Annotated in this window: 15 protein-coding genes; 5 read left to right on the forward strand and 10 right to left on the reverse strand. The window is 69.6% G+C overall.

Annotation, left to right across the window (positions count from 1 at the left end):
• The first annotated feature begins 3 nt into the window (after positions 1–3).
• Both N8I71_RS16175 and N8I71_RS16180 read left to right on the forward strand, forming a co-directional pair.
• Positions 4–1,491, forward strand: coding sequence for an oligosaccharide flippase family protein (locus tag N8I71_RS16175; RefSeq protein WP_262879047.1), 1,488 nt, complete (start codon positions 4–6; stop codon positions 1,489–1,491).
• Positions 1,488–2,387, forward strand: coding sequence for a polysaccharide pyruvyl transferase family protein (locus tag N8I71_RS16180; RefSeq protein WP_262879048.1), 900 nt, complete (start codon positions 1,488–1,490; stop codon positions 2,385–2,387). The genes N8I71_RS16175 and N8I71_RS16180 overlap by 4 nt, the downstream gene beginning before the upstream one ends.
• Here the strand turns inward: N8I71_RS16180 and N8I71_RS16185 are convergent.
• Together N8I71_RS16185 and N8I71_RS16190 are read right to left on the reverse strand one after the other, a co-directional pair.
• Positions 2,384–3,415 carry a glycosyltransferase family 2 protein gene (locus N8I71_RS16185; protein ID WP_262879049.1) on the reverse strand — a complete coding sequence of 344 codons (1,032 nt, stop codon included), beginning with the start codon at positions 3,413–3,415 and terminating at the stop codon, positions 2,384–2,386. The two genes, N8I71_RS16180 and N8I71_RS16185, sit on opposite strands and share 4 nt — an antisense overlap.
• Positions 3,412–4,554, reverse strand: a complete 1,143-nt coding sequence (locus tag N8I71_RS16190; RefSeq protein WP_262879050.1) for a glycosyltransferase — start codon at positions 4,552–4,554, stop codon at positions 3,412–3,414. The genes N8I71_RS16185 and N8I71_RS16190 overlap by 4 nt, the downstream gene beginning before the upstream one ends.
• 313 nt (positions 4,555–4,867) lie before the next feature.
• On the opposite strand from N8I71_RS16190, the gene N8I71_RS16195 reads away from it, so the two are divergent.
• Positions 4,868–5,839, forward strand: coding sequence for a glycosyltransferase family 2 protein (locus tag N8I71_RS16195; RefSeq protein WP_262879051.1), 972 nt, complete (start codon positions 4,868–4,870; stop codon positions 5,837–5,839).
• Here the strand turns inward: N8I71_RS16195 and N8I71_RS16200 are convergent.
• Complete coding sequence (locus tag N8I71_RS16200) at positions 5,803–7,020, reverse strand: O-antigen ligase family protein (RefSeq protein ID WP_262879052.1); 1,218 nt, start codon at positions 7,018–7,020, stop codon at positions 5,803–5,805. The genes N8I71_RS16195 and N8I71_RS16200 overlap by 37 nt on opposite strands.
• Entirely contained in the window at positions 7,017–7,781 is a 765-nt protein-coding gene (locus N8I71_RS16205; protein WP_262879053.1) for a family 16 glycosylhydrolase, read from the reverse strand. Before N8I71_RS16205 ends, N8I71_RS16200 begins: the two co-directional genes overlap by 4 nt.
• A 244-nt stretch (positions 7,782–8,025) precedes the next feature.
• On the opposite strand from N8I71_RS16205, the gene N8I71_RS16210 reads away from it, so the two are divergent.
• Positions 8,026–9,270, forward strand: coding sequence for a glycosyltransferase family 2 protein (locus N8I71_RS16210; protein ID WP_262879054.1), 1,245 nt, complete (start codon positions 8,026–8,028; stop codon positions 9,268–9,270).
• Between the two features lie 57 nt (positions 9,271–9,327).
• Here the strand turns inward: N8I71_RS16210 and N8I71_RS16215 are convergent, their stop codons facing one another.
• The 4 genes from N8I71_RS16215 to N8I71_RS16230 form a co-directional block, all read right to left on the reverse strand.
• Complete coding sequence (locus N8I71_RS16215; protein ID WP_262879055.1) at positions 9,328–9,588, reverse strand: hypothetical protein; 261 nt, start codon at positions 9,586–9,588, stop codon at positions 9,328–9,330.
• Positions 9,589–9,661: 73 nt separating this feature from the next.
• The gene (locus tag N8I71_RS16220; RefSeq protein ID WP_262879056.1) at positions 9,662–11,674 is read right to left on the reverse strand and encodes a Wzz/FepE/Etk N-terminal domain-containing protein; all 2,013 of its coding nucleotides are present in this window, start codon (positions 11,672–11,674) and stop codon (positions 9,662–9,664) included.
• Positions 11,671–12,600: a glycosyltransferase family 2 protein gene (locus N8I71_RS16225; RefSeq protein ID WP_262879057.1), complete on the reverse strand. Its 930-nt coding sequence runs from the start codon at positions 12,598–12,600 to the stop codon at positions 11,671–11,673. The genes N8I71_RS16220 and N8I71_RS16225 overlap by 4 nt, the downstream gene beginning before the upstream one ends.
• Positions 12,601–12,613: 13 nt before the next feature.
• On the reverse strand, positions 12,614–13,627 hold the full coding sequence (locus N8I71_RS16230) for a glycosyltransferase family 2 protein (RefSeq protein WP_262879058.1): 1,014 nt from the start codon (positions 13,625–13,627) through the stop codon (positions 12,614–12,616).
• Positions 13,628–14,233: 606 nt separating this feature from the next.
• Between N8I71_RS16230 and N8I71_RS16235 the strand changes: the two genes are divergently transcribed.
• Positions 14,234–15,088, forward strand: a complete 855-nt coding sequence (locus N8I71_RS16235) for an MBL fold metallo-hydrolase (RefSeq protein ID WP_262879059.1) — start codon at positions 14,234–14,236, stop codon at positions 15,086–15,088.
• A 6-nt stretch (positions 15,089–15,094) separates the two neighbouring features.
• Here the strand turns inward: N8I71_RS16235 and N8I71_RS16240 are convergent, their stop codons facing one another.
• On the reverse strand, positions 15,095–16,018 hold the full coding sequence (locus N8I71_RS16240) for an aminotransferase class IV (protein ID WP_262879060.1): 924 nt from the start codon (positions 16,016–16,018) through the stop codon (positions 15,095–15,097).
• A gap of 4 nt (positions 16,019–16,022) precedes the next feature.
• Positions 16,023–17,000 carry a 2-dehydropantoate 2-reductase gene (locus tag N8I71_RS16245; RefSeq protein ID WP_262879061.1) on the reverse strand — a complete coding sequence of 326 codons (978 nt, stop codon included), beginning with the start codon at positions 16,998–17,000 and terminating at the stop codon, positions 16,023–16,025.
• Between the last annotated feature and the right edge of the window lie 82 nt (positions 17,001–17,082).

Here is a 17,082-nt window from a genome sequence, read left to right on the forward strand (position 1 = left end):
CGCATGTCCTCCGCCCTTCATCCCGCGCCCGAGGCCGGCGGCCTCGCGCATCTGACGACGAAGCGCACCCGCGCGTCGGTCACCGGTGTGGCGTGGAACCTCGCCACCGTCGCGGTCGCCTCGGCGCTTGCGCTCGGCGTGTTCCTCGTGACCTCGCGCCTGCTGACGCCGGCCGATTTCGGCGCCGTGGCCCTCGCCGTCGCGATCGTCGCCATGGTCTCGATGCTGGTGCCCGTGGCCTTCGGCGAGGCGGTCATACAGCGCGCGGAGCTGCGGCCAGACCACCTCGACAGCGTCTTCTGGACGGTAATGGCGGTCGGCGTGGCGCTTTTCGCCGCGCTCGCCTTCGCGGCCCCCGCAATCGCGGACTGGACCGGCACGGCGATCCTGTCGGACATCCTGCCCGTTCTGGCGCTGCGCATCCCGCTCGATGCCGCCGCCGCCGTGCCCACGGCGCTGGTCGCACGACGGATGCAGTTCCGGTATACCGCCCTTCGCTCGGCGCTGGCCAACGGCGTCGGCGCGGTCGTGTGCATCTGGCTCGTGCTCGAAGGCTATGCGCTCTGGGCGCTTGTCGTGTCGCAACTCGTCAATGCCGTCGTGGCGCTTGTCGTCACCGCATGGGCCGCCCGCTGGCGTCCGGGGCTGCGGGTCCGGACGGGCGCGCTGGCCGAGCTTCGGTTCTTCGGCCTCTACGCGATGGGCAGCCGGGTCCTGAACCAGGCGCGGCTCGACCAGTTCGCGCTCGGCCTCTTTCTCGGCGCGCCGGTCCTCGGCCTGTTTTTCTTCGCCCGGCGCCTCTTCGCGATGCTGACCGATCTGACCGCCGGTGCCTTCGGTCCCGTGGCCAACGTCCTGATGGCGAGCCTTCAGGCGGAGCCCGCCAAGCGCCGGCAGGCCTTTCACATGGCGAGCCTCGCCTCGGCGGGTCTCGCCTTTCCGCTGTTTTCCGGGCTCGCGCTGGTCGCGCCGGATGCCGTCCCGCTGGTCTTCGGGCCGCAATGGGCCGGGGCCGTCTTTCCCCTCCAGTGCTTCGCCGTCATGGGGCTTCTGGCCGGCATCGGCATCGTGCAGTCGGCGCTGATCCGGAACGCCGGGCGCCCCGACTGGTGGTTCTGGTACCAGGCCGTTGTGCAGCTTTCGACGCTGCTCATCATCGTGGCGCTTCATCCATTCGGCCTCCACTGGATCATGGCGGCGCTGGCGGTGCGCGCCTATCTCTTGTGGCCGTTCTCGGCGGCGAAGGCCCGCGCCATGCTCGGGCTGGGATGGGGCGACTACTTCCACAGCCTGCGGGCGCCGGCGCTGGCGACGCTCGCCATGGTGCCCGCCGTGCTTCTGGCGGGGACGGCGGACCTGCCGGACGGCGCATGCCTCGCGCTACAGGTCGCCTCGGGTGCGGCCGCCTATGGGACGGTCCTCGCGCTGCTCGCCCGCGGGGAGATCCGCGAGGCCCTGTCCCTCATCCGCCACCGGAAGGATGCCCCGTGAAGCTTACGTATTTCCGCCACGACCCGCCCAATTTCGGCGACGAGGTCAACGCGATCCTCTGGGACCACCTCTTGCCGGTGGGGTTCCTCGACGAGGACGAGACCGAGCTTTTCCTCGGCGCGGGCTCGATCCTGCGGCGGTATCCGGGAAGCGGGATGAAACACGTCGCGGGCTCGGGCTATGGCGGCTATTCGGCGGCCCCGGACATGGCGGACGGAACGTGGAACGTCCTGTGGCTGCGCGGGCCGCTGACCGCCGGGAAACTGGGGCTCGATGCGCGGCTGGCGATCTGCGACGCCGCGATCCTCCTGCGCGAGGTGCCGCTGCCCCCACCGGCAACCGGGATCGGCGTCGCCTTCATGCCCCATTTCGAGAGCGCCGTTCGCGGTGACTGGGCGGCGGTCTGTGCGCGGGCCGGGATCACCTACCTCGATCCGCGCGGCCCCGTTGCCGCCATCCTCGCCGCGATCCGGGGGGCCGATCTCGTCATCGCCGAGGCGATGCATGCGGCCATCGTCGCCGATACCCTGCGCACGCCCTGGGTGCCGGTCCTGCCATTGCACGCCAGCCACCGCATGAAGTGGGAGGACTGGGCCGCGTCGCTCGGGATCACGCTCAGGCGCGGCGCGCTGCCGCCCTCGAACCTGCGCGAGGCCTACGTGCTTGCCACCGGCCTCGACGGGAAAGGCGCGCGCTCGGCCCGGCTGGCGCAGGCCCCGCTTCTCGGTCCGGTGAACCGCGCGCTCAGGGCCGGGGCCGCGCGGCGGCTGAGGCAGCTTGTGGCGGATGCCCCCAGGCACCTGAGCGATGACGCGGCGATCGCCGAGGCGACCGAACGCAGCCGTGCCGCGCTCGACCGGTTCGTCCGGACGCGCGGCGCGCGCCAGAGCGCCTAGAGCTTGTCCCCGGCCGGGCGCCGGTCGAGCAGGACGCGCAGGAAAAGGGGCGGCATCCGCAACGGCAGAAGCGGGTCGAAGGACAGAAGGCTGCGGAACATGCCAAGCGGTGGCTTGCGCCGTTTCAGCAGCATCCTGAGGAAAAGAAACGCATAGGCGCGGCGGGATCTCGTGGCGCGCGCCAGGGCATATTCCCGGCGCGCTTGCGACAGGTCCTGTTGACGAATGAGTTTCTCGGCGAACAGCAATTCACATCCGAAACGTTCGACCGTCTCGGGGGAATTCCAGTCATGTGCCGAAAAGAACAGGTTCACCCCTTCGCCACAGGTCACATTGCAGCGCCAGGACACCGCGATCCGCACCCCCGACAGCGCGAGCATAAGCCAGAACATCCGGTCCTCGCCCGCGGTCCTGAGGTCGGGATCGAAACGGATCCCACCGATGGCAGCCGCGCGGACGACCACGGTGGAGGTATGGCTGAGGTAGCTAACCGCGATGTCGTCGCAAAGCTCCTGCGGCGGAAATCCACGTACCGGCCCCTCGTGGTCGATCAGCACGGAGCGCGCGGCAAGACCGGCACCACCCCGGGCAAGCACCTGCACATGCTCGGAAAAAAGCGGGTAGTCGCCCGGCCTCGTGTTGTCGCAGCAGTAGAAGTCATAGCCTTTTTCGAGTGCCGTGAGCGCATCGGCGACGTGGCGTGGACCCCAGATGTCATCGGAATCGAGGAAGGCCACGACATCCGCGGCGCCTTCCGCCACGATCCGGTCGAGCGCGGCGTTCCGCGCCCCGCCGGGTCCGCCGTTCTCCTGTTCGATCAGCACGATGTCGAGGGGGGCGCCATTGGCCCGCGACGCCAGTTCCGAAGCGGCCGGCCGGGGCGAGGCATCGTCCACGACGATGACGCGGAGCGTGACGCCGGGCGGCAATTCCTGCGCGGCCACGCCGTCGAGCGCGCGGCAAAGGATGCCGCTATCCCTCTGGAAATACGGGATTACCACGGCCACACGATGCAAGGGCGCGGTCATCGAGCGGCATCCTTCCCGGCAAGGGCAGTCCGCAGGATGCCGAGAAAGGTCGCGAACTGGCGACCCGCATCCATGCCGGGACTGGCGGCATGCGACCGCGCCGCCGCCGACAGCGTCGCGCGATGGACAGGATCGGACCAGATCCGCCGAAGCGCGTCGGCCCAGATCTCGGCCGGCGCATCGGCGGGCAGGACCACGCCGCCCGGCCCGATCGCCTCGGGCAGGCCGCCGCGATCCGATCCCAGCACCGGCAGACCGCTCACCTGTGCCTCCGAGGCGACGCGCCCCCATGCCTCGGCCCATTGGCTCGGCGCAAGCACCACGCGCGCGCGGCCATACACCTCGCGCACATCGGACTTGCGCCGTTCGAAGGTCACGTTCGGCAAAAGCGCGATCCGGGCGCACAGCGCCTCGAGCGCGTCCTGCGACAGCCGCCAGCTTTCGACGAAGAGAAACGGGATCTCGGGACAGAGCGCGGCGATGGCAAGCGCCAGGTCGAGCCCCTTGTCGGCCACGGGATTGATGAACACCACGGCGCCGTGATCGGGGTCCACGGCAAGGCGGGCGGGGTCGATCGTCGGCGGGATCACCTGCGCCTCGATGCCGAAACGGTCCCGGTAGACCCCTGCCGTGAAACGGGAATTCGCGATGAAGGCACTGGCGCCAGCCGTCGCGGGGTCGCCGCCAAGCTCGTCGAATTCGACATTGCGCAGGTAGAGCACCACGGGAACGCCCGCCGCGCGAAAGGTCCGGGCGAGCGGTACGCTGCCGTGGCACTGCACGACCGCGATGTCCGGGCGGGTGCGCGCGGCGAAGGCGGACACGGCATCCTCCGGCGACCACGCGCGGAACACGCGGTATCCCGCGCGCATGTCGGTGACGAGTGGGCCACCCGTCATCCTGAGCTTCATCCGCGCGCGCATCCCGAAGGCGCCCTTGCCGTAAAGCGGCACCAGAACGAGGGGCGTGTGCCCCGCCGCCACGAGACGCCGGGCAAGGTCATCCGTGCTGCTCTGAACCCCGCCGCTATCCTCGGGCGGGTAGCCGTTTCCACCGGCGAATGCGATCCGAAGAGGCCGGTCGGAGACCTCCCCATCGCTGGATCGCGCAGGCGTCGAAAGACCCGCGCTGATGTTCATGGCGTCCTTTCCGCCCCCGGTCCCATTCTCCGGGATTCCGGCCCGGCGCGCCAACGGTTTCTCATATGCCAACGGAAATTACGGGCGCTGGTTTCCGGAATTGGCCATTTACCGCCGATGGCTGCCCACCGGGTGCGCAAAGGTTGGTCATTTCTCGGAATTACAAGGAGCTCCCTGCGAATAATATGCGCGGCAGGGCGGGAATTCCGCAATATCAACGGGGGCGCGAATCGCCCGGTTTCCAAAACCGGGTGAACAGGGTGGAAGCGCCATGATTGGTCACGAAAGAGAAACAGACTTCGCACTACGCCCCGTGGCCGTCCTCATCGCCGCGCGGGATGCCGCCACGACAATCGGCGACGCCGTCGCCTCGGCCCTGGCCGAGCCCCAGGCAGCGGAGGTCATCGTGGTCGATGACGCTTCGCACGACCAGACCGGGGCCGCTGCGGAACTCGCCGCACGGGGCGATACGCGGCTGAAGGTATTACGGCCCGACCGGAACCTCGGCCCCGCGGCGGCGCGGAACCTCGCGCTCGGGGCGACACGCGCACCCGTGATCGCGGTTCTCGATGCCGATGACGTGTTCCTGCCGGGGCGGCTGTCGCGGCTCATGGCGCGCGATGGCTGGGACCTCATCGCGGACAACATCCTGTTTCTGCCCGAAGACAGTTTCGAGTTGGCCGCCGATGCGGCATCCGCCGATCTCGACGGGCTCAGCGCGCTCGACCTCGCGGGTTTCGTGGCCGGAAACCTGCAAGGAAAAGGACAGGCGCGCGGTGAGCTGGGTTTTCTCAAACCCCTGATCCGGCGGGAGTTCCTCAAAAAACACGGCCTTCATTACGACGCGGGGATGCGGCTGGGGGAAGACTACGACCTCTACGTGCGCGCACTCGTTCATGGCGCAAGGTTTCTCGTCTCCCACCGGCCGGGCTATGCGGCGCGGGTCCGCGAGGGCTCGCTCAGCGGGCGGCACGCGACGGCGGATCTCGAGGCGCTGGCCGCCGCCGCCTCGAAGCACGTGGGATTGGTCTCCGGCCATCACGCGGCGCGCCCCGCGCTGGAGCGGCTCGCAGCGCAGGTGCGCGCGCGGCTCGTGCTGCGGCAGTTCCTCGACCGCAAGGCCGAGGCCGGCCTCGGCGCGGCGCTGGCCCTTGCGATTGCTCCGCCCTCGAACCTTGGCCCCATCGCGCGCGGTGTCCTGCGCGACAAGCTTGCCTTGCGTCGCCCCGCTCCGCCGCCCGCGCCGCGCTACCTCCTGCCGGCCCAGAGCCCGTCGCGCGCATAGACCAGAGCCGCCACCATCAGCAGCGTGTGCAGGTTGAACTGGAAGAAGACCGGCACCTCGAGCGGGGTGACCGACAGGATCATGATGGCGCAGGCGAACAGGATCGCCGACAGGTGCTCGCGCGTCGAAAGCGCAAGGCGCAGTGTGGAAAGGCCGATGGACAGCAGGATCGCCGACTGGATCGCCACGCCCAGGATACCGATCTCGACCGCGTTCGAGAGATAGGTGTTGTGGAAGTGGAAGCCCGACCGGCTTTCGATGCCGAACATCGCCCAAAGCTGGATGGCGACCGGGTTCCCCTGATGCCAGAAGGCCTGGAACCCGCTGCCCAGAAGCGGCCGTTCCGCGATTTCCTCCATCGCGACGCGCCACAGGTCGGTGCGACCGGTCAGGGTGATGTCCTTGCCCGTGAGATCGAGCACGAAGGCCGAGACCGCATCGATGTTCGCCGCGAGCACGACACTGACATAGGCCAGCGCCAGGGCGAGAAAGACGCTCGCCGCGACCTGCAGGCGCAATCCGACGCGACGCAGCGCCCAGAGCGCGGGATAAGCACCAAGGCCAATGAACATGGCGAAGAGCGCCCCCATCGACTGGGCCAGCACGACCGTGCCCGCCCCGGCAACGGCCAGCCCAAGCGCGCCCGCCCGGAACGCCATCGAGGCCCCGGCCCGGCCGGCGAACCCCGCCGCCACCACGGCCAACAGCGCCGCCGCCGCCGCCATCGCGTTCTTGCTCGCGTAGTAGCCCGTCAAGGCGCCAGTATCGGCCCGATAGTTTCCCGTGGTGACGCTGAGCGCGACAATGACGCCGAGGACGCAGCCAAGAACCGCAAGGAAGCGCCCAGGCGGCAGGCGACGCGCCAGAAGGATCGCGACGATGAAGGTCGCGGCAAGCTGGATCGCCGCCCGAAGCGTCAGACCGGGGACCTCGGACCAGATGGTGCTGGCAAGGCAGAAGGCAGGCAGCAACAGAAGCAACCGGTAGTCGGCGAGGTCGACCAACGAGGCCGCCGGGCGCAGCGCCATCATGGCCATGCCCGCCGCGAGGAAAGCCAGCGCCGCAAGCGTGCCGACCAGCGGCTCGGCCACGATCGCGGCAAGCGCCGCGCTGGCGAGGAACCGGTCGGCATCGGGCAAGCGCCCGCTGAAACGGCCGAAGGCTTCGGTCCGCACCGTCATCGCCCGGCCCCGCAAAGGATCGAGGCCGGGAAGGCGCAAGACTGACCGAGCGGCGTGAACGCGATCCAGTCGATGTCGAGGACCGCGGGCAGCGCCGAGGCATCGAAGGGCCCCATCCAGTCGGGGAAACTGTCGCTGCTCCAGAGGCTTGCGTAGATCTTCTGCGGGGCCTCGGGCAGCGCGGTTCCCGGCGCCGTCCGGTGCGCCGCGACCCCGTCCACGAACCAGGTGATCCCCTCCGGCGTCCAGGTGAAGGCGTAGGTGTGAAAACCCTCGTCGCCCGGTCCCGCCAGCGCGGCGCGGCCACCATTGAGCTCGCGCCCCTCCACGAAGGTGTTGAAGGTCGCGCGCGACGGGTCGCGCAGCAGGATCTCGACGTCGACCTCGTGATGGGCGCGCCCGTGCACGGGGCCGATATAGGTGAAAAAGGCGGCGTTGAGGCCCGAACCCGCCGGGCTTCGCATGCGCACCTCGTAGGTGCCATGGCCGAATTGCCCGAGGCTCTGGATCTCGCCGCAGAGGATCGCTCCCGCCGTATCGTGTGACTGCTCGATCCGCAAAGTCAGGATGCCGTCCGCGACCGCGACCGCCTCCCGAGACCAGCCGCAATTCATCCAGTCGCCATTGGTCCATCCGTCCGAGACCATCCAGCGCCCTTCGTCGAGGCGTGCGAAATCCTCGAAAAAGGCCTCGCCCGCCGCTGCCGGGCACGACAGCGCGAACAGGGCGGCAAGGGCCAGGCGCAGCCCGGGATGGAGCATGGTCTATGACCTCTTGCTGCGGTCGCACACCGCCCGACCCTGCCCGCGCGAATGCGGCAATTGCGAGGCACGGCGCCCCCGCGTGGACGACTTGGCGGGACTTTGCCGCCGGCGCTGCCGCAGCGCAGAAAAGACTCGCGTGGCAATGGCAGGGCGGCCTAGGCTCGCCCCCGGGTGGCGGCGTAGTCCGGCGCGGGGCGCGGTCGCCCGGCGTCCGGTGCCGTTGGAGCGACGCAGACAGCCGATGCCGCCCGCACAGCCCCTCGTATCCATCATCATGGCGTTCCACGGCGGGGCGCGGCACCTGCCCGACGCCATCGCGTCGGTGCTCGCCCAGAGCCACGCGGCGCTGGAGCTTCTGCTCTGCGACGATGCCTCGACCGACGAGAGCCCGGCGATCGCCCGCGACGCCGCGGCGCGCGACGGCAGGGTCCGGGTGCTGCACATGCAGGCAAGCGGCGGGCCGGGCGCGGCGCGCAACCTCGGGCTGGAGGCCGCGCGCGGCGACTGGATCGGCGTCGTCGATGCCGACGACCTCGTCCATCCCGGCCGCATCGCGGGGATGCTGAACGCCGCCCGGCGCCTCGATGCCGACGTCGTGGCCGACGATCTCGTGTTTTTCGGGGGGGAAAGCGGTCGTACGCTTCTCGGACCGCTCCGCCTGAGCGCGCCATGGCGCCCCGACGCCCGCGCGCTTCTCTCGGCCGAGACCGGCCGGCCCGCCGTGCCCGTGGGCTACCTCAAGCCGCTGTTTCGACGCGAGGCGCTCGGGGGGCTGCGATACCGCACGGACATGCCGATCGGCGAAGACCTCAACCTGCTGATGCGGGTGGCACTCAGGGGGGTGCGGATCGCGGTCCTGCCCCGTCCCTGGTACCTCTACCGCCGCCACGGCGCCTCGACCTCGCACCGGCTCGGGCCTGACGCGATCGCCGGAATGGAACGCGGTCTGGAGGCCCTTCTGGCGGAGATGCCCGGGGCGGAGGCCGCGCTCGGTCCGGCCCTCGGGACCTGGCGCAGGCGATTGGACCACGCCTCCGCCTTCGCCGCGCTCGTCACCGAGATCAAGGCCGGCAGGCCCCTCGGCGCCGCGCGGCGGCTTCTCGCGCGTCCCCCCCTCGCGCTCCCGCTTGCCCGCGCAGCGCGCGAGGGGATGGCACGGCGGATCGCGCGGCCGCCTGCGCGCTCGGGGCCGCACAGGCTGGTTCTGGCGACAGCGGCGGACATCGCGGCCTCGACGCCGCGCGAGGCGGTGTTCGAGGTGCCGTCTTCGCCCGAAGGCTGGGACGCCCCCCGCGCGGCACGGCTGGCGGCATTGACCGGCGAAGGCGACGTCCGACTGACGGCGATCGGCCGGCCCGCGCTGACCGCGCTCGGATATGTTCCGGGCTGGCTCAGCGCCGACCTGTGCCCGCCGCCCGATGGCTGGAGCGCGCCTGAGAGCGCGCTCATCGCGGCGCTGCCCTGGCCGGTGGTCCGGTCGGGATAGGCGTTTCGATCGGGGAGAGGGGCTGAACGCTGCCGGGCGAGAGACGTCCGGAAGCCGCTATTGGACCGAGTGCGGCGCCTTTTTCTGCACCGGCCGTCCGAGGCCGGAGCCATCGCGCGGCGCGGCCTTGGCATCGTCACGACGGCGCGACAGGACGGAAACCGCGAGGACCCAGAGTGCGTAAACGGCCTGCAGGATCACGAGCGTGCCCAGAACCCGAAGCGCGATGCCCCAGCCGCCAAATCCCTGCAGGTAGGCCATCGCGCCGATTCCGGCGGCCACCGCGAGATTGATCAGGAAAAACAGAGCAAGATGCATGCCGACCCCGAGCGTGGTCCCAAGGACCCGTTGCCGACATGATACAAGCAGATTGGGCGAAAGTAAGCCGAGCTTATGGAGTTTGCGCCCCGCCCCTGCCCGATACGGGGCGCCGCGTTCGCCTTGCGAAGCGCCAGGGACGGATCCGCGCGGGACGCGCCACGCCGTAGCGGCGCAGGCGTTGAAGCACGACGCCCGTCAGCGCCACGCCGAGCACGCGGTCCGAGGTTTCCGGCTCATGCTCGAGGTGGGATTGCACGAGTTTGCGCGGCATGCGCCCCCAGGCGACGGCAAGGATCAGCCCGTCGCAATGGCGCAGCATCGCCTTGCTCTCGGGCGCCTCGGCAAGCGGCGGAAGGACAGCGAAGACGAAATCGTAGGCTTCCCGGAGATCGGCGGAAAGCTCGCCAAGCTCGCCCAGGAAGGACAGGGGCGCCTCGACCGCGCCCGGGCCGGGGACCATCCCCGCCGGCAGGATGTCGATTTCGCCCTCCGGAAGGGAGACGACCGCGCCGGCGAGATCGGTCTCGCCCGTCAGGACACCGAGCGCGCCCTGCCCCGCGCCGAGCCCGAGGCTCCGCGAAAGTTCGGCGGCCTCGAGATCGGCGTCGAGAAGAAGCACGCGCCGCCCGGCCTGCGCGGCGACATGGGCGAGACCGGCGGCAACCGCGCCCGCGTCCTCGGCCCCGGTCAGCGCGCCGATGGTGACAAAGCGCCCGAGCGGCCCCGCCTGCCCCGCATCGAGACCGGCGAAGATGCTGCGGAGCGCGCGCAGCCCCTCGGGATCGGCGGCCAGGCCGCCCGACAGACCCGGCAAGGGGGGCAGGTCCCGATCCACGACTTCGCCGCCTCCGGGTTCGGCGAGATGGCGCGGCGGCAATCCGCGCCGCTGGGTCCGCTTGCGCCGTGCGAGGGTCAGGGCGCCGGCCACCGGTGACATGCCGGGCACGTTTCGCCCCATCGCCCCGGCGCGCCCCAGGCGCGGTACATAGCCGAGAAACGGCACCCCAAGCCGCTCCGTCACATCGCCCGCCGTGCGGAACCCGGTCTCGCGCGCCTCGCGCCAGACCGCCGCGCCAAGGCCCAGCATCAGACCGAGGAAAAGGCCCGCGGCCAGGACCTGCCACGCCCGCGGCGCGGATGCGTCGCGCGGCGGCAGGGCACGGGACAGGATACGCCCCTCCGCCACGGGGAATGAGCTTTCGAGCGCAAGCTCGCGGTAGCGGCTCTGGAAGCGCAGGACGAGGTCGTTCAGCGCCTCGGCCCGTTGCTCCCGGTCGCGCAGGCCCTGCTGGTCGGTGGCGCCGGTCTGAAGGCGGAAGTCCTCGGCCTCCTGCGCCGCCGCGAGCGCCTCGGCGCGAAGCTCCTGCAATCGGGCCTCCATCCACGCGGCCGTACGGTCCGAGGCCTCGATATTCGCACGCACACCATCGGCGATGTAGGCTTCGGCGTAGGCGTTCACGATATCGGCCGCCAGTTGGGGGTCGTGCGAGGCGAACCAGATCTCCACCACGAAGCTGCGGCCCACGCGATGAAAGACGGTTCGGTTTCTCAGGCGCTCGGCGGCTTCCATCAACCTTCGCTCGGCCGCGGCAGCCTCCGAGCCCGCGGACGGCGTGACGACCGGGGCCTCCGGCACGGGGATCAAGCCGCGGATCGCGTCCTTGGTGCCCCGTATCCACTGCGAAAGGAGGCTGGAGGGCGGGGCAAGGAAATCGCTGTTTTCCGTGAGATCGAGCGCCGCCACCACCTCGGTCGCCACCTCGAGCGAGCGCAGGATCTGCATCTCGTTGAGCATGCTCGTGTCGCTGCGCGCCGTGGGCAGCACGGCGGAGATTTCCTGTTCGAGCTCGCTCTGCTTCTCCTCGATCAGGAGGGCCGCGCCCGCCTCGTAGGTCCGGGGGCTTGTGGCGTAGTGGAACAGCCCAAGGAAAAGCCCGACACAGGCCCCAAGCGCCAGCGTCCAGACCTGGCGGCGCACCGCCAGAAGCAGCTCTGCCAGCGCGTCCTCCGCCGGCGGCGAGGCAGGTGTGGCGGCGTGGAAATCCGCACCGAACCCCGGCCTTGGATGCAGGCTCCGGTTCATGGCTGCGCCCCCTCCTCCGGGGCGGCCGGCCCGCCGCCGTAGACCACGGGCGCGCTCAGGCCCGCCAGCCCCGCCACCACGCCCACATGCAGGAGCCCCCGCAGAACCGCCGCGTTCCGGTGGCCCGCGTCCCACGCCCCGGCCAGCGCCATCAGACCGCAGGCCAGAGCCTTGGCCATCGCAAGGGGAAGCGCGCGCCACGGTCGGACGCCGTGGCGGCGCACGAGGACGCGCGCATGGGTCATGCCCATGCGGAACCGCCGCACGGCGAGCCAGCGGAACCCGAGCCGATCCGGCGCGACGGCCTCCTGCACGATGGCATCCGGCGCCAGCACGAAACGCCCGCCCATCAGCGCAACGCGCGCGAAATAGTCGGTGTCCTCGCCGCCGCTGCGGCCGAGCCCGGGATCGAAACGCAGGGTCCGGATCTCGGGCCGGGCACGATCGATGAGCACGTTGGCGGAGTAGCCGGAGCGGATCTCGCCCCGCTGGCGCACCGGTTGCGTCGAGTGGATCGCCGCCGCTGCCATCCAGGCAGGCGCACCCTCGGGGTAGATGGCCTCGACCGGGCCCAGCACGACCTCGGCGCCGCTGGCCTGCCGCGCCGCCCAGAGCGCCGCGAGCCAGCCCGGACGCGCCACTTCGTCATCGTCGATGAACGCCGTGAACCGCGCGGTCGCCTCATCCAGCGCCGCGTTCCGAGCGATCGAGATGTTGCGCCCCGGCGCGTGGCGGTAGACCACTGGAACCACCGCCCGAGTTGCCAGGGCTTCGACGGCCGCGCGCGCGCCGGGGACATCATCGTTGTCCACGACGAGCACGCGCGGCGCGACACCGTCCGGGATATCCTGTGCCAGCACCGAGGCCAGCGCCGCGGCCACTTCGGGCCGCCGGAAGGTACAGATGCAGATGTCGATCCCGACCATGCCCACCACCCCCTCAGGCCCAGGGCCGCGGCGGGGCGAGCACGCGGCTCCAGAACCCCATGGACCAGCACAGATGCATCAGCATCGCCACCGGCCCCGACAGCGCGAGCGGCGCCGACCGCCGAACGAGCGCCAGCGCCAGTCCGCCCGAAAGCGCCGCGCACCCCCAGGCAAGGGCCGGCAATGACAGCGCGAAGGCCAGTGGTGCCGCCCAGGCCGCAACCAGCATCGGCCAGACCGCGATCACCGCCGCCTGCCGCAGCCTTGGGCGCGCGCGGTGCTTGAGCAGGTTCGCCGCACGCCCGCGACCGAAGTTGAAGTATTGCCGCGCCAGCGGGGCCAGTCCGCTTCTGGGGAAATAGGTGATCGCGGTTTCCCCCGTCAGCCAGATCCGGTGGCCCGCCTTCCGCAACCTGTGGTCAAGTTCGGCGTCCTCGTTGTGGGCGAAGTCGGGATCGTATCCGCCGACCGCGCGGAAGGCCGCGATCTCCATCAGCGCGTGATGGCCGTGATCGACCCATTCGCCGCGCCCCCGCCCGCGATGGCCGGAGCCGCCATTGCCGATCCGGGCGTTCTGCGTCGACGCGTTCAGCCGCTGCAGGAACCCCTCGCCCGCCGCGATCATGCCCACCACGACCGCGGACGCGCCAGTCTCCGTCGCCTCCGAAAGAAGCGCATCGACGAAATCCTCCGAGTAGAGGCTGTGGGCATCGACCCGGATCAGGTGCGTGTGCCCCGACCCGAATGCGGCCACCGCGGCGTTGATGCCGCTGGCCTGCCGCCGCGCGGGATTGTCGAGCAGGTGCAGGCGGTTGTGGCGCGATGCCAGACGGGCGGCGATGTCCCGGGAACCGTCCGTGCTTCCGCCATCGGCGATCACGACATTCCCGCCGAGACGCCGGGCCACGGAAAGCATCTGCAGGGCCACGCGCTCGATATGGCGCGCCTCGTTGAGGCTCGGGATCACGATCAGGGGCACGTGAGCGGGCCGCGACGCAGGGGTCGCGGGCTGGACTTGGATCGTCACGACGACATCATCCTCGGCAACGCCGTGGCCAGGATCGCTTGACGACCCGCCGCGGACATCGCCCCCACCGACTGCATCCTTGCCGGGAAGTGCCGGCGCCGACAAATCCCATCATACCTGGCGAAGGAAACAGGCGGTTACCTGCCCAGCCGCACCGGATGTAGGCCCCGTCATGCCGAAAAACCGGGCAGCCGGCGAAGTCTCACCGCTTTGGCCGGGGAATCACCGCTGATCCACGGACCGTTCGACGGCCCGCCGCGGAAGAACGGCACCAACGTTCACTGATCTGAACGACTCGGAAGGACCCGTGCTTCGGGTGGCCGAATTCGCGCCCATCGGCCTTGATCGGGGCCTCCGACCGATCAATCCATCCACCAGAAGGATGTCTTTATTCAACCTCATTTTTGCCTTGGCCTTCATTCGGCTTCTACTATTTTCATATTTCATACCTTCATACCCAAAACTAAGTGTTCACCGCACCGACACCGGAAATCACGCGGTGATGGCGCGCCACGGCGCTGCCGGACGTGCCATGACTTGCCCGTTCGGGGCCACCGGGGCATGACAGGCACACGCAGCGCAACCGCGTGGCAGGGAGGTCCCTCAATGACCGATTTCGTCGCCCTTCTGGGCGTCAAGGGTGGACCGGCGATACGACCCGGATCGAACATGCCCACGTCGATCCTCGTCAGTCTCGGCGGCCGCACGATCCTTGTCGATGCCGGGCTCGGCGCGGCGAAGGGTGTCTGCGACCAGGGCATCGCGCTGACCGCTCTGGACGCGATCCTCGTCACGCACCTGCATTCGGACCACTACCTCGAACTCGGCCCCCTGCTGCATACCGCCTGGACCGCGGGGCTGAACCGTCCTCTCCCGGTCTACGGCCCGCCCCGCCTGTCGTCCTATTGGTCGGGTTTTCTCGCATCGATGAAGGACGACATCGAGTTGCGGATCGCCGACGAAGGGCGCCCCGACCTCGCCGGGCTGGTGGACCTGCGTCCGATCGACCCGACGGGCATCGCCGAGATTGGCGGCGTCTGCCTCCGCGCCATGGAAAACGTCCATCCTCCGGTCGAGCCAAGCTATGCCTTGCGCCTCGAAGCCGGCGGAAAAAGCGTGGTTCTTTCGGGGGATACGGCTTACATGCCAGAAATGGAGCACTTCGCCAAAGGGGCCGACCTCCTGGTGCACGAGGCCTTGCTCACCGATGGTGTCGACGCGCTCGTCGCGAAGGTGCCGAACGGGGACGATCGGCTTCGCACCCATATCCTGCGCAGTCACACGGCCGCCGAGGACGTTGGCCGTATCGCGCGCGACGCCGGGGTGGCGCGCCTTGCCCTCAACCATTTCGTCCCCGACGGCCTTCCCGGCTTTGCCGAGGCCGACTGGGAGGCCGCGGTGCGGAAGACGTGGCACGGCCCGCTCGTCCTGGGGCGCGACGGTATCCGGATCGAGCTTTGATCCGCCTCAGCTGGCGGACTTCACCTGCGCCACGTGGGCCCGCACATGGGCTGCATAAAGCTCGCGGATACGTCGCGTCACGGGCCTCGAGCCGTCTCCGACCGGCTTGCCATCAATCGACGCGACCGGGGTCTGCGCCCCGAACGTGCCGGTGAGAAAGGCTTCATCCGCGCCATAAGTGTCTACAAGAGAATAGTTTTTCTCGAACACGGGTATCCCGTCCGCCCGCGCCAGTTCGATCACCTTCGCGCGCGTGACCCCGTTCATGCAATAATCGCCGGTCGAGGTCCAAAGCTCCCCCTTCCGGACGATGAAGAAATTGCAGGCATTCGTCGTGTTCACGAACCCATGCGGATCCAGCATCAGCGCCTCGTCCGCGCCCGCCTGTTCCGCCTGCAGACAGGCGATCACGCAGTTGAGCTTGGAATGGCTGTTGTATTTCGCATCCTGGCTCATCGGCAGCCCGCGCACCTGCGGAACGGTGGCAAGCCGGATACCCGGACCGGCCATCCGGTCCACGGGCTTCGAATGCTCCATGATGATGACGAGGGTCGGCCCCGAACGGCTGAGCGAGGGATGCTGGAAGGGGCGCACCTTCACCCCGCGCGTCAGCATCAGCCGCACGTGAACATCGGTCTCCATCCCATTGGCAAGCCTGGTCTTTTCGAGCGCATCGAAGATGCCCTGCCGATCCATCCCGGGATCGAGAGAGACCGCCTTGCAGGCCTCGAAGAAGCGATCCATGTGCTCGTCGAGGAACGCCCATACGCCGTCGTAGAGGCGCATCCCCTCCCACATCCCGTCGCCCAGCATGAAGCCGCTGTCGTAGACCGAGACCTTGGCCTCGTCGCGCGGCTTCAGCTCGCCGTTCACGTAGATCAGGATATCGGCGTTGCGCGGATCCTCCAGCGCATCGTGGGTGGTCGTCATGTCCTCACCCGTAAAGCCCCGCGACGCGGGCACGAAGCCGCACAAGGCCGAGGACAGTGTCGATGGTGGGGGTCTTGGTCTCGGTCACCCGTCCAAGCTCCTGGACCGAGCCGAGAAGCGCGTCGATCTCCATCGGCCGCCCCGCGTCGAGGTCCTGCAGCATCGAGGTCCGGTGCGCCCCGACCGCCGCACCGCCGTCGATGCGGCGGTCGACGTCGATGGGGAACTTCACGCCGAGTTTTTCGGCGATCTCCTGCGCCTCCAACATCATGTCCCGTGCAACCGCCCGCGTGCCGGGATCGGTGCACAGCACGTCGAGCGTGGCATGCGTCAGCGCCGAGATCGGGTTGAACGACAGGTTCCCCCAGAGCTTCACCCAGATCTCGTCGCGCAGCCGCGGGCGCACCGGCGCCTTCAGCCCCGCGCGCGCCAGCGCCTCCGACAGCCGCACCGCGCGCTCCGACTTCGAGCCGTCGGGCTCGCCGAGGCTGAACCGGTTGCCCTCGATATGCTTGACGACGCCCGGCTCGATCACCTCCGCCGCCGGGTAGACCACGCAGCCGAGCACGCGTTCGGGGCCGAAACCGTCCCATTGCGCATTGCCGGGATCGACACTTTCCAGCCGCGTGCCCTCCAGCGGGCCACCGATCTTGTGGAAGTACCACCAGGGAACGCCGTTCACGCCCGAGACGATGGTCGTCTGCGGCCCGATCAGCGGCTGCATCCGCCCGACCACGGGCGGCACCGAATGGGCCTTCAGCGTGACGATGACATAATCCTGCACGCCCAGGTCCGCGGGATCCTCCGACGCCGTGACGGGCACGGTCACCGTGCCCTCCTCCTCGATCAGCGTCAGGCCCTTCTCCTTCATCGCCGCAAGGTGCGGCCCCCGCGCCACGAGGCTCACGTCGGCCCCCGCCTGCGCCAGCTTCACGCCCATGTAGCCGCCAATGGCGCCCGCGCCGAAAATGCAGATCTTCATGTCCCGTCCCTACGCCCCAGGGGCGTCCTCCCCTTCATCTTTCCCCAAATACGCCCGGGGGGTGCGGGGGGCGGCGCCCCCC

Source organism: Roseicyclus sediminis, from assembly GCF_025515305.1.
GTDB classification, from domain to species: domain Bacteria; phylum Pseudomonadota; class Alphaproteobacteria; order Rhodobacterales; family Rhodobacteraceae; genus Roseibacterium; species Roseibacterium sediminis.

What these genes read in the sequence shown, in the direction of transcription:
- N8I71_RS16175 (WP_262879047.1), top strand. Translation starts at nt 4, where the DNA reads ATGTCCTCCGCCCTTCATCCCGCGCCCGAGGCCGGCGGCCTCGCGCAT.
- N8I71_RS16185 (WP_262879049.1), bottom strand. Translation starts at nt 3,415, where the DNA reads ATGACCGCGCCCTTGCATCGTGTGGCCGTGGTAATCCCGTATTTCCAG.
- N8I71_RS16190 (WP_262879050.1), bottom strand. Translation starts at nt 4,554, where the DNA reads ATGAACATCAGCGCGGGTCTTTCGACGCCTGCGCGATCCAGCGATGGG.
- N8I71_RS16200 (WP_262879052.1), bottom strand. Translation starts at nt 7,020, where the DNA reads ATGACGGTGCGGACCGAAGCCTTCGGCCGTTTCAGCGGGCGCTTGCCC.
- N8I71_RS16205 (WP_262879053.1), bottom strand. Translation starts at nt 7,781, where the DNA reads ATGCTCCATCCCGGGCTGCGCCTGGCCCTTGCCGCCCTGTTCGCGCTG.
- N8I71_RS16210 (WP_262879054.1), top strand. Translation starts at nt 8,026, where the DNA reads ATGCCGCCCGCACAGCCCCTCGTATCCATCATCATGGCGTTCCACGGC.
- N8I71_RS16215 (WP_262879055.1), bottom strand. Translation starts at nt 9,588, where the DNA reads ATGCATCTTGCTCTGTTTTTCCTGATCAATCTCGCGGTGGCCGCCGGA.
- N8I71_RS16220 (WP_262879056.1), bottom strand. Translation starts at nt 11,674, where the DNA reads ATGAACCGGAGCCTGCATCCAAGGCCGGGGTTCGGTGCGGATTTCCAC.
- N8I71_RS16225 (WP_262879057.1), bottom strand. Translation starts at nt 12,600, where the DNA reads ATGGTCGGGATCGACATCTGCATCTGTACCTTCCGGCGGCCCGAAGTG.
- N8I71_RS16235 (WP_262879059.1), top strand. Translation starts at nt 14,234, where the DNA reads ATGACCGATTTCGTCGCCCTTCTGGGCGTCAAGGGTGGACCGGCGATA.
- N8I71_RS16240 (WP_262879060.1), bottom strand. Translation starts at nt 16,018, where the DNA reads ATGACGACCACCCACGATGCGCTGGAGGATCCGCGCAACGCCGATATC.
- N8I71_RS16245 (WP_262879061.1), bottom strand. Translation starts at nt 17,000, where the DNA reads ATGAAGATCTGCATTTTCGGCGCGGGCGCCATTGGCGGCTACATGGGC.